General features: G+C 72.5%; 22 protein-coding genes and 1 pseudogene. 12 read left to right on the top strand and 11 right to left on the bottom strand.

Annotated elements, in window-relative coordinates:
- Positions 1-174: 174 nt before the first annotated feature.
- Both GTY67_RS00405 and GTY67_RS00400 read right to left on the bottom strand, forming a co-directional pair.
- Positions 175-810 (bottom strand): YoaK family protein, encoded by a 636-nt coding sequence (locus tag GTY67_RS00405; RefSeq protein ID WP_093694532.1) that lies wholly within the window; start codon positions 808-810, stop codon positions 175-177.
- A 180-nt stretch (positions 811-990) separates the two neighbouring features.
- Positions 991-1491, bottom strand: coding sequence for a tetratricopeptide repeat protein (locus GTY67_RS00400; protein ID WP_161277350.1), 501 nt, complete (start codon positions 1489-1491; stop codon positions 991-993).
- 97 nt (positions 1492-1588) lie between these two features.
- Between GTY67_RS00400 and GTY67_RS00395 the strand changes: the two genes are divergently transcribed.
- Positions 1589-2383: a VanZ family protein gene (locus GTY67_RS00395; RefSeq protein ID WP_161277349.1), complete on the top strand. Its 795-nt coding sequence runs from the start codon at positions 1589-1591 to the stop codon at positions 2381-2383.
- Between the two features lie 11 nt (positions 2384-2394).
- On the opposite strand, the gene GTY67_RS00390 is transcribed toward GTY67_RS00395, so the two are convergent.
- Complete coding sequence (locus GTY67_RS00390; RefSeq protein ID WP_161279909.1) at positions 2395-3132, bottom strand: SDR family oxidoreductase; 738 nt, start codon at positions 3130-3132, stop codon at positions 2395-2397.
- 92 nt (positions 3133-3224) lie between these two features.
- On the opposite strand from GTY67_RS00390, the gene GTY67_RS00385 reads away from it, so the two are divergent.
- The 10 genes from GTY67_RS00385 to lepB all read left to right on the top strand — a co-directional run bounded on the left by GTY67_RS00385 (position 3225) and on the right by lepB (position 10779).
- A complete protein-coding gene (locus GTY67_RS00385; protein ID WP_161277348.1) occupies positions 3225-4064 on the top strand; it encodes a LysR family transcriptional regulator in 840 nt (279 codons plus the stop codon).
- Between the two features lie 254 nt (positions 4065-4318).
- Entirely contained in the window at positions 4319-5107 is a 789-nt protein-coding gene (locus tag GTY67_RS00380; RefSeq protein ID WP_161277347.1) for a DUF4389 domain-containing protein, read from the top strand.
- Positions 5108-5204: 97 nt separating this feature from the next.
- Entirely contained in the window at positions 5205-5909 is a 705-nt protein-coding gene (locus GTY67_RS00375; RefSeq protein ID WP_161277346.1) for a DUF4230 domain-containing protein, read from the top strand.
- A 286-nt stretch (positions 5910-6195) separates the two neighbouring features.
- Positions 6196-6711 (top strand): lytic polysaccharide monooxygenase auxiliary activity family 9 protein, encoded by a 516-nt coding sequence (locus GTY67_RS00370; protein WP_093694441.1) that lies wholly within the window; start codon positions 6196-6198, stop codon positions 6709-6711.
- Between the two features lie 196 nt (positions 6712-6907).
- The gene (locus GTY67_RS00365; RefSeq protein WP_161277345.1) at positions 6908-7579 is read left to right on the top strand and encodes a TNT domain-containing protein; all 672 of its coding nucleotides are present in this window, start codon (positions 6908-6910) and stop codon (positions 7577-7579) included.
- Between the two features lie 6 nt (positions 7580-7585).
- Entirely contained in the window at positions 7586-7819 is a 234-nt protein-coding gene (locus GTY67_RS00360) for a hypothetical protein (protein WP_161277344.1), read from the top strand.
- 156 nt (positions 7820-7975) lie between these two features.
- Complete coding sequence (locus GTY67_RS00355; RefSeq protein ID WP_161277343.1) at positions 7976-8971, top strand: alpha/beta hydrolase; 996 nt, start codon at positions 7976-7978, stop codon at positions 8969-8971.
- Between the two features lie 71 nt (positions 8972-9042).
- Entirely contained in the window at positions 9043-9552 is a 510-nt protein-coding gene (locus GTY67_RS00350) for a DUF664 domain-containing protein (protein WP_161277342.1), read from the top strand.
- A 112-nt stretch (positions 9553-9664) separates the two neighbouring features.
- Complete coding sequence (locus GTY67_RS00345; protein WP_161277341.1) at positions 9665-9976, top strand: hypothetical protein; 312 nt, start codon at positions 9665-9667, stop codon at positions 9974-9976.
- A gap of 113 nt (positions 9977-10089) precedes the next feature.
- Complete coding sequence (gene lepB, locus GTY67_RS00340) at positions 10090-10779, top strand: signal peptidase I (RefSeq protein WP_161277340.1); 690 nt, start codon at positions 10090-10092, stop codon at positions 10777-10779.
- Between the two features lie 20 nt (positions 10780-10799).
- Here the strand turns inward: lepB and GTY67_RS00335 are convergent, their stop codons facing one another.
- The 5 genes from GTY67_RS00335 to GTY67_RS00315 form a co-directional block, all read right to left on the bottom strand.
- On the bottom strand, positions 10800-11237 hold the full coding sequence (locus GTY67_RS00335; protein WP_161277339.1) for a protein-tyrosine phosphatase family protein: 438 nt from the start codon (positions 11235-11237) through the stop codon (positions 10800-10802).
- A 92-nt stretch (positions 11238-11329) separates the two neighbouring features.
- Positions 11330-13351, bottom strand: coding sequence for a fructose-specific PTS transporter subunit EIIC (locus GTY67_RS00330; RefSeq protein WP_161277338.1), 2022 nt, complete (start codon positions 13349-13351; stop codon positions 11330-11332).
- An 81-nt stretch (positions 13352-13432) separates the two neighbouring features.
- Positions 13433-14380: a 1-phosphofructokinase gene (pfkB, locus tag GTY67_RS00325; RefSeq protein ID WP_093694450.1), complete on the bottom strand. Its 948-nt coding sequence runs from the start codon at positions 14378-14380 to the stop codon at positions 13433-13435.
- A complete protein-coding gene (locus GTY67_RS00320; RefSeq protein ID WP_161279908.1) occupies positions 14377-15138 on the bottom strand; it encodes a DeoR/GlpR family DNA-binding transcription regulator in 762 nt (253 codons plus the stop codon). Before GTY67_RS00320 ends, pfkB begins: the two co-directional genes overlap by 4 nt.
- 194 nt (positions 15139-15332) lie before the next feature.
- On the bottom strand, positions 15333-15581 hold the full coding sequence (locus GTY67_RS00315) for a DUF6296 family protein (protein WP_161277337.1): 249 nt from the start codon (positions 15579-15581) through the stop codon (positions 15333-15335).
- A 247-nt stretch (positions 15582-15828) separates the two neighbouring features.
- On the opposite strand from GTY67_RS00315, the gene GTY67_RS00310 reads away from it, so the two are divergent.
- Positions 15829-16569, top strand: a complete 741-nt coding sequence (locus tag GTY67_RS00310) for a PepSY domain-containing protein (protein ID WP_202461273.1) — start codon at positions 15829-15831, stop codon at positions 16567-16569.
- A 66-nt stretch (positions 16570-16635) separates the two neighbouring features.
- Here the strand turns inward: GTY67_RS00310 and GTY67_RS00305 are convergent.
- From GTY67_RS00305 to GTY67_RS00295, 3 genes and pseudogenes are all read right to left on the bottom strand, one after another.
- Positions 16636-16887: pseudogene (locus tag GTY67_RS00305) on the bottom strand (peptidase S12); the annotation flags it as partial.
- A gap of 301 nt (positions 16888-17188) precedes the next feature.
- Positions 17189-19222, bottom strand: a complete 2034-nt coding sequence (locus tag GTY67_RS00300) for an NB-ARC domain-containing protein (RefSeq protein WP_161277335.1) — start codon at positions 19220-19222, stop codon at positions 17189-17191.
- Between the two features lie 117 nt (positions 19223-19339).
- Positions 19340-20308, bottom strand: coding sequence for an LLM class flavin-dependent oxidoreductase (locus GTY67_RS00295; RefSeq protein WP_343238628.1), 969 nt, complete (start codon positions 20306-20308; stop codon positions 19340-19342).
- Positions 20309-20420: the final 112 nt, after the last annotated feature.

Raw genomic sequence — 20420 nt, 5'->3', positions numbered from 1 at the left:
ACATCCATGGGGGCGGGTTCCCTGGAACAGTCCGAGATGGTTTATCGTTCATCTATACGTGGGTGTGAGGGGGACAGTGTCCCCGGGCCTCACCAACAGCCCATGGGGAGAGTTCGCACCGCCGAAGCCCCATGGAGCCCCTCGCCGAGAGGCGACCGCCCTTCATCCCCACACTCAAGCCGCCCCGGCTGGATTCCCCCGATCCGGTCGGGGCTTCCCCTTGTCCCGGCCACCACGCGGCGCGGTTTCGAGAACCATCGCCGCGGCCACCAGGACCACCGGACCCAGCGCGGCCCCCGGGCTCCACCATCGCTCCGACAGCGCCGCGAGCCCCGCACCGGCCACCACCGCCCCCAGCCGCCCCACCACCCAGACGTCCCCCGGCGTCAGCTCCCGCGCAGCCGCGCGACCGGCCAGGGAGGTGAGGGTCCCGGTGAAATAGTTCGTCGGCGTCACCCGGATGCGCCCCTGGACGCCCATGGCCAGCGACACCAGGGCCAGCAGCCCGAGCCGGTCACCGTACGACGCGACCGGACCGAACCCCCACAGCACAGCCGCCACCCCGAGCAGGACGGACTCGGCCAGCAGCATCAGCCCCAGCGGGAGCCCCGCCATCAGCGCACCGGCCGCCGCCCCGCAGGCGTACGCCGCCAGGGCGGTGACCACCCGCAGCGCCACCCCGTCCTCGCCCGCCCCGGCCGCCGAGGCCCCGAGCAGGACCAGATTCCCGGTCATCACCCCGGCGAAGACCTGCCCGACACAGAGGAAGACGAACGCGTCCGCCGCACCGGAAGCCGCGGACAGGAGCAGCAGCGCCCACTCGCCGCGCCGGGAGAAGCCGTCGGCCCGACGCGCGGCGGACGAGGGGGACGGAGGCGGAGGAGGGGAGTGCACGCGAGCATTCTCGGTTCGTCCGCGCTCCGGGACCGCGCTCCGCCGCCGAAGCGGCGCGCCGCGTACGGGTGGGCTCTCCTACTGACGATGCCCCGGTCACATGGTCTCGTGGAGGTCCTTCGCGTAGTGCTCGATGGCCGGCCGGTACTGCTGCACCTGCCGGTCCTCGCTCGTCGAGGCCACCAGCCGGAGCAGCAGCTGCATCGCCTCGTGGTGCTCCTCCGTGTTGAACAGGGCCATCGCCAGGAACGTCTTCAGCGCCCCGTCGTCCGGAAACTCCTCGACACCCCGCCGGAGCGTCTCCACGGCCTGCCCGTACCGCCCCAGCACCCGGTAGGTGCTGCCGAGACCCAGCAGCGCCCCCCGCCGGTCCTCCGTACTGAGCCCCGTCCCCGCCAGGCTGCGTTCGTAGTACGCCACCGCCTCGCTCTCCAGGCCCAGGACGTCGTGGACCCACGCGGTCCGGTAGGCCACCTCCGCGTCGTCGGGGAACTCGGCGGTCAGGGCGAGCAGCCGCTCGCGCGCCTCCCCGGCCCGGCCCTCCTCGCGCAGCCGGTCGGTCTCGGCCAGCAGGTCCTTCTTCTCACGTGCGCTCATGGGCCCATCGTCGCAGGCGGCACCGGACGGCCGGGCGATTTTCAGGCTCGGACGCCCGCCCGGGTGTTTTCCGCCCCGGCGGGGGCAACTGTCCGCCATGACTTCAGAGACGAATCCCCGTACGCGACAGAGGACATGGGCACGCGTACTGCTGAGGGTGACCGTCCTGACGGTGGTGTTGCTGGGGCTGGTGGCGTTCTCCGTCCTCCTGGCCAAGGTGACGCTCACCCCCTCACCGGCCTCCGAGGACATCGTCACGTCGAATCTCCAGCCGGGCCGGTCGCTGCGCCAGTACGCCGAGGACTACACCTTCCTCGCCGCGTGCAAGCAGGCGGGCGGAAACCTGCTGCTGGGCGTGCCCTTCGGGCTGCTGCTCCCGTTCCTCGTGCCGCGCCGCCTGCGGATGATCAGCATGACGCTGCTGACCGCCGCCGTCATGGTCCTCGTGGAACTGGTCCAGGGCGCCCTGGTCACCGGCCGCGCCTTCGACATCGACGACGTCATCCTCAACACGGCGGGCGCCCTGCTCGGCTACTTCCTGCTGGGCCGCCGGATCAGCCACAGCTACCACGCGCACGCGCACACCCCGCGGGCCGAGGCGGTCAAGCCCACGGCGGAGCCGAAGACCACGGAGAGGACGACGCCGTCCCGGACCAAGGCGAAGGCCGGAACGACGAAGACCGGAACGAAGGCAGGGGCGACGAAGGCGGGGACGACGAGGACTTGGGCGAACCCCCGGGGCACGGCCAAGGCGAAGGAGCCGTCCAAGGCCGGGGCGCGGGCCGGTGGCACGCGCCTGACGAAGGCCAGGGGTTCGAGCGGTCGCCCCACCGTGGGCGGCGCCCGGCCCGGCTCCGGCCGCGCCCTGCTGGACCGCCTCCGCAGGCGCTGACTCCGGGGGCTTCACCAGGGCACGGGGCCCCCGTCGTCGAAAAGGCCCCCGGTGGGGCCGTCGTCGGGGAGGGTCGCCAGCCGGATCGCGATCTGCGCGCCCTCTGCCGGGGAACGGGTCCCGCTGAAGCCGTTGAGGCCGGTGGCCACATAGCCGGGGCAGGCGTTGTTGACGAGGATTCCGGTGCCGCGCAGTTCCGCGGCGTACTGGACGGTGACCGCGTTGAGGAAGGTCTTCGTCGGCGCGTAGCCTCCGCTGATTCCTCCGAGGTCGGTACCGGGATCGGTCTGCAACGTGAGGGAGCCGACGTGGCTGGACTGGTTGACGATCCGCGGATGTGCGGAGCGGCGCAGCAGGGGAAGCATCGCGTTGGTCACCCGGATGACCCCGACCACGTTGGTGTCGACCAGCCGCAGGAGGCCGGCCGGGTCGAGTGATGTCGGCTCGTCGGGCCAACCGCCCGCCGCTCCGGCGTTGTTGACGAGTACGTCGAGTCGTCCCGCGCGCTCCTCCAGAAGCCGGGCGGCGGCGCTCACGTCGGCGTCGTCGGTGACGTCCAAGGGCACGGCGAAGGCATCCACCCCCCTCGCGGACAGCGCCGCGACCGCCTCCGTGCCGCGCTCCCGGTCCCTGGCGCCGACGCCGATACGCCAGCCCAGCGCGCCGAGGCCCGCCGCGATCTCGTATCCGATCCCCTTGTTCGCGCCGGTGACCAGCGCGATCGTCTGTTCGCTCATGTCCGCCAGCATCGGCGCCCGCAGGCCGGAATCCAACACCGTACGGGTCTCGCAGCGATGCCTCCGCGGCATCGGTCGTGGTTCGGACGGACTACGGTGCCGGTATGGAGATGCGCGAGCTGAGGTACTTCGTCGCGGTCGCGGAGGACCTGCACTTCGGCCGAGCGGCCGAGCGGCTCGGGATCGCCCAGCCCGCGCTGTCCCGTGCGCTCGCCGGCCTGGAGCGACGACTCGGCGTGGTGCTGGTGGAGCGGTCCAGCCGCCGCGTCCGGCTCACCGACGCCGGAGCGGTGCTGCTGACGGAGGCACGCGCGATCCTCGCGGCGGCGGAAGCCGCCGAACGCCGTACCCGGGAGGCGGCCGAACGGCGGCCGCGCATCGCTCTGGCGGTCAAGGCCGGTACGGCGGGCGAGCTCCTGGCCAAGGTGCTCGACGCGTACGGTGCGCACCCGGGTGCGTGCGCGGTCGACCTGGTGCTGTGCGAGGCGCACGAGCAGCGGGAGCTGCTGTGCTCGGGGCGTGCGGACGTGGCGCTGCTGCATCTGCCGTTCGACGCGGTCACCGGACTCGACACGGAGGTACTGCTCACCGAGGGGCAGGTCGCGGTCCTGCCCGGCGACCACCCGCTGGCCGGCCGGACAGCGGTGCGGCAGGCCGAGGTGACCGCCGCGCCCGGCCCTCCACCGGCCCGCTGGCCCGGCCCGGACGGCAGCTGCCCCGAGGGCCCCGGGGTCGTGGTGCGGAACCTGACCCAGCTCTTCCAGCTGATCGCCCTCGGCCGGGCCACCGTGGTCCTGCCCGCCTCGGCCGCCGTCGACCTGCGGCGGGACCTGGTCGCCGTACCGGTGACGGACGCGCCCCCCGTGACGACCGTGCTCGCCTGGCCGCCGGAGAGCCGGTCACGGCCGGTGGCCGATCTCGTGCGCGTGGCCACCTCGCTCTGAGCCTTGGGACGGGCGTCGCGGAACAGGCGACAGCACCCATCAAACAGACCCGCCACCATCCGGCGAACCTGACCGAGCACTCCTGGCAGAAGCCCACGGAACCGGACGCCCAGGCCCCCCCGCCAGCACAGGACCCGGGCAGCCGCTCCACCCGTTCGGGCCGCGGCCGTTTGCGGCCCGTGCCGTGCGGCCGCAGCGTGGGGGCATGTCCTGCGCGCCGCCGCCGTACGGACCCCCTGCCGAGGAGGAGCGACATGGCCGACGGCCGGTGGAGCCCGGGCCGCAAGGAGACCGACGCCGACGAGTTCAGGCCCGTTCTCGACATCGTCGAACCCGGCCGTCAGCGCCGGCTGACGGTCTTCTTCCGACTGCTGCTCCTGATCCCCCATTTCATCGTGCTGTTCTTCCTGCACATCGCCGCTTTCTTCACCGTGATCGTGGGCTGGTTCGCCGCCCTGGTGCTGGGACGGCTGCCCGAGCCCGTCTTCCGGTTCCTGGCTCAGTTCCTCGGGTACGACATGCGCGTCTCGGCGAGCCAGATGCTGCTGATCGACCGCTACCCGCCCTTCGCGCTGACCCCGCCGCCGGACTACCCGGTCCAGATCGACGTACGGCCCACGGCTCTCAACCGGCTCGCGGTGCTGTTCCGGATCTTCCTGATGATCCCGGCGGCGATCGTGCAGAGCCTCGCGGTCTACGGCTGGTGGGCCCTGTGCTTCGTGTGGTGGGTCATCACGCTGGTCCTGGGCCGGATGCCGCGCCCCCTGTTCGAGGCGACCGCGGCCACCCTGCGCTACCGGATGCGGTTCTCGGCGTACGCCATGATGCTCACCCCGGCCTACCCCAAGGGCCTCTTCGGGGACGACGACCTCGCCGTGGCACCGGAACACTCCCGCTCCGCAACCCGGCCGCTGGTCATGAGCAGCGCCGGGAAGTGGCTCGTGGTGCTCTTCCTGGTGCTCGGCCTCATCGGCAACGTCACCACATCGGTGACCACCACCACGACCTCCGACGACACCACGGAGCTGTCCGGCCGCCCCTGAGAGCCCGCCGCCCGCATCCGTCTACCCGCACTGGCCGAACTGGCTTATTTCGCAAGGGAGATGGGTTGAAATCGCGCCTGCGGGTCACATGCAGTCCATGACGTCCAGCGACGCAACCACGGATACCGCCCCGCCGAGCGGGAAGAAGCCCACGCCCCGTCCCGGGCGGGGCCTGCTGAAAGCCGTCGGCATCTGCGCGGCCGTCCTGGCCCTGATCTTCGCCGCGGGCAAGCTCAGCCTGCTGCCGGGCCTCGACAGCCTCTTCGGGGAGGAGACCCGCGACCGGTCCGGCCCCGCCATCCTCAAGTCCATCCAGGACATGAGCGCGTACGAGGCGGCCTCGGGCAACTTCCAGGTCGTCGTCGACCTGGAGAAGGACGCCAAGTTCCTGCCCGACGCGGTACGCGGCACCCGCACGCTGTTCGTCGGCGCGGGCACGGTCGGCGCCTCCGTCGACCTCGGGAAGGTCACCGAGGACGGGGTCGTCGTCAACGAGGACCGGACCACCGCCGAGATCCGGCTGCCGCACGCGGTGCTGGGCAAGCCGGCCCTGGACCCGGACCGCTCCTACGCCGTCTCCAAGCAGCGCGGGCTCCTGGACCGGCTCGGCGACTTCTTCTCCGACAATCCGAGCAGCGAACAGGCGGTCAACCAGCTGGCCGTCCGGCACATCGGTGAGGCGGCGAAGGAGAGCGGGCTGACCGCCCGCGCCGAGAAGAACACCGCGGACATGCTGAAGGGGCTGCTCGGCTCCCTCGGCTTCGAGCGCGTCACCGTCCGCTACGGCGACGACCAGGGCTGATGGGCCCGGCGGCCCGGCGCGGTGACCGTCCGTCGCGGCCCGCGCCCGGCCGCCGCCCCTCCCGCCACTCGTACGGCCACACGTACCGCTCCCTTGACGCGTACGCGACGGTGAGTATGGTCTAGGCCAAGTGCAAGGCCTTTCCGGCACGGGTCATCAGGCCTGTCCGGCAAGGGACTTGCGGCCCTTCGCGCCTCGTAGGCCCCACACTCGCGAGGCCTCGCCGCCGAAGCCGGGCCCCCCACGGCCCGCCACCGCGCGGTGCGGTCTCATGTGAAGGAGAAGCATGCACGCGAAAAGGAAGACCGCACTCGCCGTCGGCGCCGTCCTCGCCCCGGTCCTGGCCCTGAGCCTCCCGGCGAGCTCCGCCAACGCCCACGGCTACATCTCCAACCCGCCCAGCAGGCAGGCCCAGTGCGCCGCCGGCACGGTCAGCTGCGGATCGATCAGCTACGAACCGCAGAGCGTCGAGGGCCCCAAGGGGCTCACCAGTTGCAGCGGCGGGAACAGCGGGTTCGCCGAACTCGACGACGACTCCAAGGGCTGGGCGGTCACCCCGGTGAACCGCTCGCAGGAGTTCGAGTGGAAGCTCACCGCCCGGCACTCCACCAGCACCTGGCAGTACTTCATCGGCGGAGAGAAGATCGCCGAGTTCGACGACGGCGGCGCGCAGCCCGGCGCGACCGTCACCCACCAGGTCGACTTCGGCAGCAAGACCGGTCAGCAGAAGGTCCTCGCGGTCTGGAACATCGCGGACACCTCGAACGCCTTCTACGCCTGCATCGACGTCAACGTCAGCTGACCGCAGGCCCTGTTCCACCCATCGCGCCCCGGCCGGGCCCCAGCTCCACCCGGCCGGGGCGCTGTGCTGTCCCCCGGCGCCGGTCGGCATGGTCCGTCCTGGCCGGAAAACGGCATGGCGCGGATGCTCCAGGTAGCCGAGCGGTTACCCTTCGTCAGCTGTCTGATTGATCATCAGTGCTCGAGGGGATTCCTGAATGAACCGCATGCGTACCGTACTTGCCGCGCTCGGCATCACCGCCGGACTGATCACCGCCCCCGCGGCGAACGCCGCCCCGCAGCCCGACGCCCCGGCCGCCGCCGAGCGGCACGAGCCCTGCACCGGCGAGTACCGCGGCGACGCCCGGCTCGGCCCGAAGTGGCTGCCGAACAACCGCCTCGCCCCGGTCGGCCCGCTCCTCAAGGGCTACCAGCGCACCGGCGACCTCTCCCCGCAGGCCTTCCTCAAGAAGTACTGGGAGGGGCCCGCGGACACCGGCAGCTGGAAGTACCCGCCCAACGACGGCTTCGGCGAGGTCAACGGCGAGATCGACAAGGAACCCGCCAAGCTCCGCCCCGGCCAGCGCCTGGACCGCTTCGGCTCGGAGTACGGCGGCTACCTCGCCCCGGCCGGTGACGCCTACGCCGAGCGCGCCCTGCCCCCGCAGAACCTCAACACCCGGGAAGCGGCCACCCCCTGCGACTACCGCGTCTACAAGGTGGCCAAGCCCTTCTGGGTCTGGCAGGGCAGCATCGCCCCCTGGTTCGAGCAGCCCGGCGGCGGCCAGCAGATCAAGCTGGACCCGGTCTTCCTCAACCCCGGCGAGGGTGAGCGGCTGAACGTGAAGTGGCTGCTGGACCACGGCTACCTCACCTCCGTGGGCGCGTAACACCCCGTGGACCGTCAGACGTTGAACACCGCACTCGTGGAGGCCGGGATCCCCGGCGGCTACTACCGGATCGAAGGCGTCCACGAGCCGGCCCCCACCCCGCCCGACTTCCTCTTCCTGCGACGGGCGGCGGCCGGCGGATGGGAGACCGGCGCGTACGAACGCGGCAAGGACGAAGTCCTCGCCCGCCACCCGGACGAGGCCACCGCCTGCGCACACCTGCTGCGGCTCCTCGTCTGACCGTCCTCCCGCCCCCTTTTGCCGGTACGGCAAAGATCCTTGTGCGGGCGGCGGACGCCCCCGAATGATCGTGACCCGGGCGGCCGGACTCCTGCCCGGCCGCCCGACCGCACCGTCACGACCGCCCCGTACCCCTGGGGCGCCCGAGGAGGAACCATGCCGCAGCCCCCGACGGACCCCACCACCCCGCCCGGCGCGGTCCACCGCCTGGCGGACACCCCCGGCGGCCGCATCCACCTGGTCGAACAGGGCACCGGCCCCCTCGTCCTCCTCGTCCACGGCTTCCCCGAGTCCTGGTACTCCTGGCGCCACCAGCTCCCCGCGCTGGCCGCCGCCGGATACCGGGCCGTCGCCATCGACGTACGCGGGTACGGGCGTTCCGCCAAGCCCGCCGCCACCGACGCCTACCGCATGCTCGCCCACGTCGCCGACAACACCGCCGTCGTCCACGCCCTCGGCGAGGAGACGGCCACGGTGATCGGCCACGACTGGGGCTCGCCCATCGCCGCCAACAGCGCCCTGCTCCGCCCGGACGTCTTCACCGCCGTCGGCCTGCTCAGCGTCCCCTACTCCCCGCGCGGGGAGCACCGCCCCACCGACGGCTTCGCCCGGATCGGCGGTGGAGAGGAGTTCTACGTCAGCTACTTCCAGACCCCCGGCCGGGCCGAGGCGGAGATCGAACGGGACGTACGCGGCTGGCTCGCCGGCTTCTACACCGGGCTGACCGGCGGAACCCTCGCCCCCGAGGAGCACGGCAAGCTCTTCTTCGTACCCCCGGGAGCGCAGCTCGCCGACCGGCTCCCCGCCGGACCCCTGCCCGCGTGGCTCACCGAGGCCGACCTCGACGTCTACAGCGGGGAGTTCGAACGCTCCGGATTCACCGGCGCCCTCAACCGCTACCGCAACGTCGACCGGGACTGGGAGGACCTCGCCGCCTGGCACGGAGCGCCCATCACGCAGCCCTCCCTCTTCATCGGCGGCGCCCTCGACGCCTCCACCACCTGGATGGCCGACGCCATCGACGCCTACCCGGCCACCCTCCCCGGCCTCTCCGCCGCGCACATCCTCGACGGCTGCGGCCACTGGATCCAGCAGGAGCGCCCCGACGAGGTGAGCCGGCTGCTGACCCAGTGGCTGGACGGCCTGCGGTAGGGCTGGGCGGGGTCGGCGCGGGCGGTGTGTCGGAGCGCCGTTCGCGCGGGCCCGGAGGCCAAGGTGAACGGATGAACAGTGCGAACATGCTGGCCGAGGCGTTCGACCGGGTCAGGGAAGCGGTCCACGCGGCGGCCGAAGGGCTCTCGGCCGACGACCTCAACGCCCGGATCGACGACGGGGCGAACTCGATCTCCTGGCTGATCTGGCACCTCACCCGGGTCCAGGACGACCACATCGCCGACGCCGCGGGCACCGGCCAGGTCTGGCTCACCAAGGGCTGGGCCGACCGCTTCGGGCTCCCGTTCGACGAGGAGGCGACCGGCTTCGGGCACAGCAGCGACGAGGTCGCCGCCGTCCGCGTCGACTCCGCCGACCTGCTCCTCGGCTACTACGACGCCGTCCACGAACAGACCCTCGACTTCGTCCGGGGACTGGACGGCCGGGGCCTCGACCGCATCGTCGACGAGGACTGGTCGCCCCCGGTCACCCTGGGTGTCCGGCTGATCAGCGTCATCGCCGAAGACCTCCAGCACGCGGGCCAGGCCGCATTCGTCCGGGGCGTACGGGAACGCGCGTGAGACCGGCCCGCGGAGGAACCGCCTCCGCACCCCGTGCACCCTCCCAACAGCGGTGCCATACTCGGAAGCAGTCCGCCGCAGAGGCTTGTCATCGTCCGAAAGGCGACACGTCATGAGCTGGGCATCGTGGACGACCAGCGGTGTCTTCGCGGGAACAGGCGGAGTCCGCACCGAAGAAGCCGGCATCCTGAGCGGAGACCTCACGGTGCATACGACGTGGTCCGAGGGCCAGGCGTCGGTCGCCGTGCAGTACAGCGGTTCGTCGGACTGGTTCACCCTGGCGGGCAGCCCCGTGCCGTGCGCCTCCGAGGAGGAGAGCCGGGCCTTCCACCAGAGCGTGGTCGAAGCGGTGCGCGCCGGTGCCGGGGCCACCATCCCGCCGGACGGCACCGCCCCCGCCCCACCGCCCGCCCCCGCCACCTGACGCCCGCGTCCGGAGCCGCGACCCGCCGCATCCGCCGCGCCCCATAGAGTGACCCGACAAGATCCGTTCCCCACCGGGGCGGGTGCGCGGGACACGGGGCGAGGAGCGGCGTAATGGTGCGTGCGGGTGCACGGCGGGCGGGGACGAGAAGGAACCGGCCGTTCTGGGTGGAGCTGCCGCTCCTCATCGGGATCGCCCTGGTCCTGGCCCTGCTCATCAAGACCTTCCTCGTCCAGGCCTTCTCCATCCCGTCGGAGTCCATGCAGAACACCCTCCAGAAGGGCGACCGGGTCCTCGTCGACAAGCTGACCCCCTGGTTCGGATCCGAGCCGGAGCGGGGCGAGGTGATCGTCTTCCACGACCCGGACGGCTGGCTGGACGGCGTGGCCGTCGACCCGCCCAACACCGTGCAGAAGGTGCTGAGTTTCATCGGCGTGATGCCCTCGGCCGAGGAGAAGGACCTCATCAAGCGGGTGATCGGCGTCGGCGGCGACACCGTGGAGTGCGCGGGCGACGGACCGGTGAAGGTCAACGGCAAGGCCCTGGACGAGCCTTATGTGTTCCCCGGCAACACCCCGTGCAGCAACGACGACAAGGGCACCTTCAAGGTCACCGTCCCGCAGGGCAAGCTCTGGGTGATGGGCGACCACCGCCAGGCGTCGGCGGACTCCCGCTACCACAGCGACGACCGCAACAAGGGCATGGTCCCGGTGAACGAGGTCGTCGGCCGCGCCGTCGTCGTCGCCTGGCCGGCCGGACGCTGGGACACCCTGCCTGTCCCCGCCACCTTCGCCACGCCCTGACGGCGGGGTCCCGCCCGGGGCTATCCGGCCCGGCCGAACCTGCGTACGTAGCGCCGCTGCCACGGGGTCTCCACCGCCCGAGGGTGGTACCCCCGGCGGACGAACGCCACCGCTTCCCCGGCCGGCACCCCGTCCAGCACGGCCAGGCAGGCCAGCGCCGTCCCGGTCCGCCCGATCCCGCCCCCGCAGGCGACCTCCACCCGCTCGCCGGGGGCCCGCCGCCACACCTCCTCCAGCAGCTCCCGGGCCTCCCGCGGGTCGGCCGGAAGCCGGAAGTCCGGCCACCGCAGCCACCGCGACTCCCAGCCGACCGGCGGAGGCGTACGCCCCAGCAGATACACGGCGAACTCCGGCTCGGGGCCTTCGGGCAGGGGGTTGCGCAGACCCCGACCGCGGATCAGGCGCCCGGAGGGCAGTGTCAGTACGGCCCGGTCGGCCGCGTCCCAGCTCTCGGTCATGCCGTCGAATCTAGCGACGGGAAGCGGGCCGGGAGCACGGAATGGGGCACAAGATCAGAGATCTTGTGCCCCATTCCGCGAGCGTGACGAGCTCAGGCGGTCGCACCCACCCGGGAGTCGGCGGCCACGGTCTCCGCCTCTCCGCCCGGCACCGCGGCCGTCCGGCGGGCGCCCTTGAGCAGCACGACCAGCGCGGTCGCCACGAAGGTGCCCGCGGCGATCGCCAGCAGGTACAGGAACGGTTCACCGATCAGCGGGACGACGAAGATGCCGCCGTGCGGAGCGCGCAGCGTGCACCCGAAGGCCATCGACAGCGCACCGGTGACCGCACCGCCCGCCATCACCGAAGGGATCACCCGCAGCGGGTCGGCGGCGGCGAACGGAATCGCGCCCTCGGTGATGAACGAGGCGCCCAGCACCCAGGCCGCCCGCCCGTTCTCCCGCTCCGTCTTGGTGAACAGCTTCTTCCGTACGGTGGTGGCCAGCGCCATCGCCAGCGGCGGGACCATACCGGCCGCCATGACCGCCGCCATCACCTTGAGGCTGCCGTCGGTCGGATCGGCGAGACCGCCGACCGCGAAGGCGTACGCCACCTTGTTCAGCGGACCGCCCATGTCGAAGCACATCATCAGACCGAGGACGACGCCGAGGATGACCGCGTTGGAGCCGGAGAGACCGTTGAGCCAGTCCGTGAGGGCGCTCTGCAGAGCGGCGATCGGCTTGCCGACGACGATGAACATCAGGAACCCGACCACCGCCGACGCGATCAGCGGGATCACCAGCACCGGCATGATCCCGCGCAACGTCGCATGGACCGGGACCCGCTGGATGGCCATCACCACCGCACCGGCCAGCAGACCGGCGACCAGACCGCCGAGGAACCCGGCGTCCACGGTGAGCGCGATCGCACCGCCGACGAAGCCGGGCACCAGCGCGGGACGGTCCGCCATCCCGTACGCGATGTACCCGGCCAGCACCGGCACCAGGAAGCCGAAGGCGGCCGAACCGATCTGGTTGAGCAGCGCGGCCCAGCTGTCCATCTGCCCCCACACGAAGTGGTCGGCGACCGACTTGGCGTCCGCGATCTCGTAGCCGCCGATGGCGAACGACAGGGCGATCAGCAGACCGCCCGCCGCGACGAACGGCACCATGTAGCTCACGCCGGACATCAGATACGTACGCAACCGGACCCCGAAGTGCGCACTGTCCGCGCCGGATCCGCTCTCCGCACCGGCCTCCGGACCGTCCCCGCCCTGCCCTGCGGCGGCGATCTCACCGCGCTCCGCCTTGCGGCGGGCCTCGGCGATCAGCTCGGCGGGCCGGTTGATGCCCGCCTTCACCCCGACATCCACGAGCGGCTTGCCCCGGAAGCGGCCCTTCTCCCGCACCTCGACGTCGTGCGCCCAGATGACCGCGTCGGCTGCGGCGATGACGGCGGGGTCCAGCTTGCTGAACCCGGCCGACCCCTGCGTCTCCACCGTCACCTCGACACCCTCGGCCCGGCCGGCGGCGGTGAGGGACTCGGCGGCCATGTAGGTGTGCGCGATACCGGTGGGGCAGGAGGTGACGGCGACGATCCGGAAGGGGGCGTCCTCGGTCGCCTCGGCTGCCTGTATCGGCGCCGCGGTTTCGGGCTCCGGCCCGGCGTCCGTCCGTGCGGCCTCCGGAGCCGGCTCCTCGCCCCGGATCAGCGCGGCGACCGCGCCCGGGTCGGTCCCGGCCCGCAGGGCGGCGGTGAACTCCGGGTCCATCAGCCTGCGGGCCAGCCCCGACAGGATCGTCAGGTGGTCGTCGTCCGCCCCGGCGGGCGCGGCGATGAGGAAGATGAGGTCCGCCGGACCGTCGGCCGCACCGAAATCGATGCCCTGGGCACTGCGCCCGAAGGCCAGTGTCGGGGCGCTGACGTGCTCGCTCCGGCAGTGCGGGATGCCGATCCCGCCGTCGAGGCCCGTCGGCATCTGCGCCTCGCGGGCGGCGACATCGGCCAGGAAGCCGTCGAGGTCGGTGACGCGGTGCGCGGCCACCATCCGCTCGGCGAGCGACCTCGCGGCGGCGTCCTTCGTTGCGGCGGACAGATCGAGGTCGACCAGTTCCGCGGTGATCAGCTCACTCATCGCGGTGCTCCTTGCTCGGGGACCGCCGTGCGGCGGCGCGGAGGGATGGGAAGGCAGTGGGCTCGTGGGGGAGTGCGGCGGTCATGGGGCGGGCTCCGTCAGCGGACGGTCCAGGGGTACGACGGCACTCGACGTGACCGCCGACAGGTCGAGGTCGGCCGGGGTGGGCATGAGGCTCCCCGCCAGCTGCACCGCCGCCGCACCGTGGGCGACGGCCGAGGCGAGCGCCTGCGGCCCCTGACCGCCCGCCGTCAGGAACCCGGCGAGCGAGGCGTCCCCGGCGCCGACATTGCTGCGTACGGTCGTCACGCGGGCGGTCGCGAAGTACGCCCCGCCCTCCTCCACCAGCAGCTGCCCGTCGGCCCCCAGGCTCGCCAGCACCGCCCGGGCGCCGCGCTCGCGCAGCTCCTCGGCGGCCTTCAGCGCGTCGCCCACCGTGGCGAGCGGACGCCCGACGGCCTCGGCCAGCTCCTGGGCGTTCGGCTTGATCACATCGGGCCCCTCCCGCAGTGCGGCCGTGAGCGCCGCACCGGAGGTGTCCAGCGCGATCCGCGCTCCGGCCCGGTGGCTCCGCGCGACCAGCTCGGCGTACCACTGCGGCGGCAGCCCGCGCGGCAGGCTTCCGCAGCACGCGATCCAGTCGGCGGCCGCGGAACGGGTCCGTACCGCCTCCAGGACGTCCTCCGCCTCGGCGGCGCTGAGCTCGGGCCCGGTCGCGTTGACCTTGGTGAGGGTGCCGTCGGGTTCGACGAGCGTGACGTTGATCCGGGTGCTGCCGGTGACCGGCACCCCGGCGGCCTCGATGCCGTGCTCGCCGAGCAGACGGGCGAGCAGCGCGCCCTCCGGCCCGCCCATCGGGGCGACGGCGACCGTGCGGTGGCCGGCCGCCGCGACCGCGCGGGAGACGTTGACGCCCTTGCCGCCCGGGTCGACACGGTCGGCCGTGGCGCGCAGGACGGTGCCCCGGACCAGGTCCGGCAGCTCGTAGGTCCGGTCCAGGCTGGGGTTGGGGGTGACGGTGAGGATCATGCGCGTACCACTTCCGTGCCCCGGCTCTCGATGGAGCGGGCGTCGTCGGGGCTCAGGCCCGTGTCGGTGATGAGGAGGTCCACATCGGCGAGGTCGCCGAAGCGGGCGAAGTGCTGCTGGCCGAACTTGCCCGAGTCGGCGAGCAGGACGACCCGGCGGGCGGCCTTGACCACCGCCCGCTTCACGGCCGCCTCGGCGAGGTCGGGGGTGGTCAGGCCGCTGTCGGGCGAGAAGCCGTTGGTGGCGAGGAAGACGACGTCGGCGCTGATCTCGCCGTACGAGCCGAGCGCCCAGGCGTCGACCGCCGCCCGCGTACGGTGCCGGACCCGGCCGCCGACCAGGTACAGGGCGATGCCCGGGTGGTCGGCGAGGCGGGCGGCGACCGGCAGCGCGTGGGTCACCACGGTCAGCGCCGAGTCGATGGGGAGGGCCGCGGCGAGCCGGGCCGTCGTGGTCCCGGCGTCGATGATCACGTTGCCGTCCGCAGGCACCTCGGCGAGCGCCGCCTGTGCGATGCGGTCCTTCTCGTCGGCGGCCACGGCGTCCCGCTCGGCGAGGTCCGGCTCGAAGTCCAGCCGCCCGACCGGAATGGCACCGCCGTGCACCCGGCGCAGCAGTCCGGCCCGGTCCAGCGCCTTGAGATCCCGCCGGACGGTCTCGGCCGTCACCTGGAACTCCTCGGCCAGGGAGAGCACGTCGACCCGGCCGCTCTCCTGGGCGAGGCGGAGGATCTCCTGCTGACGCTCCGGTGCGTACATGTGGTTTCGTATCCGTTTCATGCCCGAGTCTGTGGTTTCGCGCTCAGGTTACGTCCGGGGTTCTGGAAAGTAAACACATTCGGGCGACAAGTGGGCATGAGTGGGCGTGGGGCAGGAAGGGGGCGCGGGATCCTGGGCGCATACGTCGGCGGGGCGTACCGTCGTCCATCGGTACGCCCCGCCGGTCCGCCCGCTCAGCGCTTCCCGGTGGCACCCTCGCCGAGCGGCCGGGCGAGCAGCGGGGTGCCGGGGACCTGGTGGCCTCCACTGGCGAGCATCCTTACCTCGCCCCTGTCGCTGATCTCGGCGCGGACGATCCCGGTCTCGTCCTCGTACACCGGAGATCCGCCCGCCCCGGTCCGGTCGGTCAGCCGGACGGCGACCACGTCGTCCTCGGCGCCGGACATCTGGAAGATGAGTTCGTAACGCTCCGTGTGCTCCATGACGGCCTCCCGGCGGGGCCATGACGGCATCCGGCCCCGCCCCCATTGTTTCGCACCCGGGTGCACCCCGCTTGGGGAGCGGTGGAGAGGAGGGTGTGCGACCGCCAACGGGCGGAGGTGTCCGGTCGATCGGGTGACTCCGAGCGGTAGGACAACATGACTGGTCGCCGGGAGGGTTAGGCATGCGTACATGAGACTTGAGCCCCGACGAAACAACCGTCTTTCCCTACGCTCCCGCAACCTCAAGATGACCGGCGCCGCCGCCTGCGTGGCGGCCGCCGCTCTCCTGCTGACGGCATGTGGTCAGAGCTCGGACAGTGCGACGTCCGCGGCCACCGAAGCCGCGAAGGTCCTCCCGCAGAAGACGACGGCGTCCCCGTCGCCCTCCGCGGAGCTGACCGAGGACCAGCAGGAACGCAAGACCGTGCTGGACGCCACCAAGGTCACCTTCGACGACGCCGCGACGACCGCGGTCGGTGAAGTGGCCGGCGGCAAGCTCGTCGATCTGGACCTGGAGGGTGTGGACGACGACGACCGCGACGCGAGCCCCAGCCCGGCCGGCAGTCCGACGGGCAGCCCCAGCCCGACCGGCAGCCCCACCGCGACCGGTTCGCCGAGCGCGAGCCCCGGGGCCGACGGCCCCGTCTGGGTCGCGGAGGTCGCCGAGAAGGACGGCACGGTCCACACCGTCCGGATCAACGCGGTCGACGGCAAGGTGATCGAGGCCCGCGTCGACGCGGACCAGGACGACGAGGACAAGAAGCAGACGGCCGAGTGGCTCTCCCAGGCCACGCAGACGCCCGAGCAGGCGGCGAAGGTCGCCACCGAGAAGAAGAAGGGGACCGTCACCTCCGTCGGCCTGGACGACAACGACGGCAACGGCGTGATCTGGTCGGTCGACGTGGTCGGCTCCGACTGGAAGAAGACCACGTTCGACGTGGACGCCAAGAACGACACCATCGTCCGCGAGGAGACCGACAACGACTGACCGTCTCCGGACGGGTCACCGATACGTGAGAAGGGGTACGCCGGGCAGTCGGCGTACCCCTTCTCCCTATGCCGTGTGCGGCTCTTGCCGTTCCAGCAGCCGGCAGACGAAGTCCTCCTGGAGAGTGCGGAGGGTGGCCAGCAGCCGGGGGTGCGTCATGCTGTTGACCTGTGAGGTGAGCGAGACGGTCAGCGACCGCCTGCCGTCCTTGGTGGCGGCCGCCAGCTGGGTGTAGCCGGGGAAGTTGCCGGTGTGGCCGTACACGGTTCCGCACCGCGTCCGGTACGCGAAGAGGGCGGGCCCGGCCTTGTTGCGCCCCCGCCGGACACCCACCCCTGGCCACCGGCTGCCGCGAGCCAGCATCGGGCGGCCTGCCGGAGCCTGCCCCGAGGTGGACCATCCGGCCGATCACCGCCACCCGCCCGTCTCTCCGGGGGCGGGGAAGTGCCACTCGCCGGGCTGGAGGCGGCTGATGATCGTTGTACGGGGGGATCGGCTCCGGCGGGCGGAAGTCCGGAGCGGGTGACGGCGGACGCGCCCGGTCACGACCCCGGGGTATGGGCCAGGCCGGGCCACGAGAGGCGCTGTCGCCCCAGGGCGTGAGCCGGACCGCGCCCGGTCAGGAGGGGAGTTGCCGCTCCAGGGCATGCGCCAGACCACGCTCGGCGTCATCGGCGGAGGCCCGGCGGTAGGCCCGTTCGTACGCCGTGTTCCCGGCCGCCTGCCGTGCCTGGAGCTCCCACTGCTCGCGGATCGCCCCCAGCTCGGGGGTGCCCCGGTGCGGGTGGCCGATGATCCGCCAGTACGTGTGGCCGGTGCCGGAGGTGCGGGCCGCCGCGACCCCGTCCCCCTGGGCGGCGATGGCACCGGCGAGCAGGTCGAGGCCGAGGGCGATGCCCAGGCTGTCGTGGAGCTCGTGCTTGCTCGCGAGCATCGCGCGGGCGTGGCTCTCGGCGTGGCGGGGGCGGCCCTGCAACAGATGGATCAGGGCCAGCTGGTGGTCGGCGTACGCCCGTGCCCAGTGCTCACCGAAGCGCAGGCTTATCCGCTGGAGCCGGGTGGCCTCCTCGTACGCCTCGTCCAGGCGGCCGAGCGCGGACAGGGCGAAGAGGCGTATCACCCGGCAGCGCATCTGGGAGGGGGCGTCGGCGGGGTCCCCCGGGTGGAGGCGCAGGGCATGGTCGCTGACCAGGTGCGCGGTCTGCGGACGGCCCATCATCAGATAGGTGAAGCTCATGGAGTGGGCCGCCGAGAGGGCCCCCTCCGCGTCCTGCCCGAGGCGGGCCGCCTCCTCGCACTCCTTGCCGACCCGGCGGGCCGCCTCATGGTCCCCCTGGAGGGTCAGCGTGATACCGAGGGCCCAGAGTGCACGGGTGCGGTGCGGACCGGCCGAGAGGGGCAGGGCCAGCACCCGCTCCAGATAGTTCCGGGCCTGGTGGAGGTGGCCGCAGCAGCTCCAGAAGAGACCGGCGCACCCGGCCATCTCCATCGCCCGCTCGGGGTCCTCGGCCAGCAGATGCTCCAGGGCCGCGCAGAGATCCGCGTGGGTGGCGGCGACCCTGCCGTACCACTCGACCTGGCGGGGGCCCAGCCAGCCCGCGTGCGCCTGCACGGCCGTCTGCGCGAAGTGCCGGGCGTGCCGGTCGGTGAAGAGCGTGTCCTCCGCCAGTTCGGCGAGCCACATCGCCCCGTACTCGCGCAGCGTGTCCAGCATCCGGTAGCCGTCCCCGGTCCGCCGGAGCACGGACTGCTCGGCCAGGCTCTCCAGCGCGGGGCCGATCGCCTCGGCGCCCAACGGCCCGCCCGCACAGACCGCTTCGGCGTCGGCCGCCATGATGACGCCCCGGAAGACGGAGAGTCGCGCCCACAACAGCCGCTCCAGCGGGGCGCAGAGCTCGTGGCTCCAGCCGATCGTGGTGCGCAGGGCGCGGTGGCGGCGGGGCCAGAGCGTGTCATCGCTGAGGGCGTCCAGCCGGGAGGCCAGCCGCCCGGTGATCTCCTGCGCACTGCGCTCGCGGAGCTGGGCACAGGCCAGTTCGACGGCGAGCGGTATCCCTTCGAGGCGCCGGCAGATCTCGGCCACGGCGGCGCTGTCGCCGGGAGAGTCGAACGTCAGGCCGGGGACGACGGTGGCGGCGCGGTCGTGGAAGAGCCGGACGGCCTCGTCACCGGCCTCGCCCGCCGAGAGCGGGGCCACCTCCATGGCGTGCTCGCCCTCCGCCCCGAGCGGTTGCCTGCTCGTGGTCAGGACCGTCAGCCCCGGTGCGGCGGCGAGCAGTTCGGTGACGAGCTGACGGCAGGAGTCGACGACCCGCTCGCAGCAGTCGAGGACGAGCAGCAGCCGGCGCTCGGAGAGCCATTCGCAGAGCGCGGCCACCGGCCGGCGAGGGCTGTGGTCCAGCAGCCCGACGCCGTCGCAGACCGTAGTGGTGAGCAGCTGGTCGTCGTCGAGATGGGAGAGGTCGGCCCACCACACGCCGTCCGCGTACCGGTCCCGGACGCGCCCGGCGGTCTCCAGGGCCAGGCGGCTCTTGCCGACGCCGCCGCTCCCGCTGAGAGTGACCAGCCGGTGATCCCGAAGTGCCCGGTCGATGCTGTCCAGTTCGCTGTCGCGACCGACGAAGCTGGTCGACACGACAGGGAGGTTGCCCATCACGGAGGCCATCCTGCCTCGCCGAGCGCCACGGCCTCCGTTCATAGCGAAAAGCAGTCAAAAACGGCTGACAATGTCTCCTCTTCGATCGGAAGTTGACACAGATGAAAGGTCGGGTCAGAGCACGGAGGCGAGCGACTCCAACCCTCCGAGCGGGTCCGGCCCGACCGGGGTGAGGACGGCATCGGAGACGCCCGCCGCACCCAGCCCGTCCAGCCGGACGCGGGCCGCCTCCGGCGTTCCGGTGACCGCGAGCTGCGCGACCCAGGCGTCGGGCAGCTCGCGTACGAACTCCTCCCGGGTCGCGCACGCCGCCCGCAGCTCCACCAGCTCCCCGGCGAACGGGAGCGGAGCGATGTGGGCGTGCCACTCCGGCTCGCCGATCCACTCCAGACCGGGCCGCGCCGCGGCGAGGGCCGCCTCGGGATCGGGGCCGACGGAGCCGATGTTGTACGCGACCAGCCGGTGCGGGCGGGTCGCCGCGATCTGCCCGAGGGCAGCCCGTACGTACTCGGGGGCGACGGGCTCGGCGAGGATCGTCCCGTCCGCCACCTCGCCGGAGACCGCGAGGGACTTGGGGCCCCGGACACCCGCCAGGATGTCGGGCACCACGTCGGGCAGCGCTCCGGGTTCGAGCCGGACGCCGTCGAGGTGCACGTACCGCCCCCGCACCTCCGGGCCCTCGCCCCGCAGCAGTGCGCGCAGGGCGTCGACGTACTCGTGGAGGAAGGTGAGCGGGCTCCTGGGCCACTGGCCCACGCTCCGCATCCAGCCGGGCATCCCGTGCCCCACGCCGATGTCGGTCCGGCCGGGGAAGAGCTGGGCCAGGGAGGCGACCTCCATCGCCGCGAACGCCACGTTTCGGGCACCGGCGGGCAGCAGCCCGATGCCCACCCGGATCCGGGAGGTGGAGGCGAGCACCGTGGCCGCCTGGGCGATCCCGCCGCGGAACCCGAGATCCTCCACCACCCACACCGATGCGAACCCCAGCTCCTCGGCCCGGCGCGCGAACGGCAGGATCAGCTCCGTGGGCAGGTCGCGGGGCAGCATGACGCCCACGGCGGGGGAGGGGGTGGAGGAAGGCACAGGTGTTCTCCTCAGGATCTCGACCTGCGGATCAAGGTGTCCGCGTAGCGCGAACCTAGCGAACGCGGCCCGGCGGACCAAGAGGCCAGGGGGCACTGTCAGACCCCTGCGT

This window comes from Streptomyces sp. SID8374, assembly GCF_009865135.1.
Classification (GTDB): Bacteria; Actinomycetota; Actinomycetes; order Streptomycetales; family Streptomycetaceae; genus Streptomyces.
This window is presented reverse-complemented; position numbering and strand designations above follow the sequence as displayed.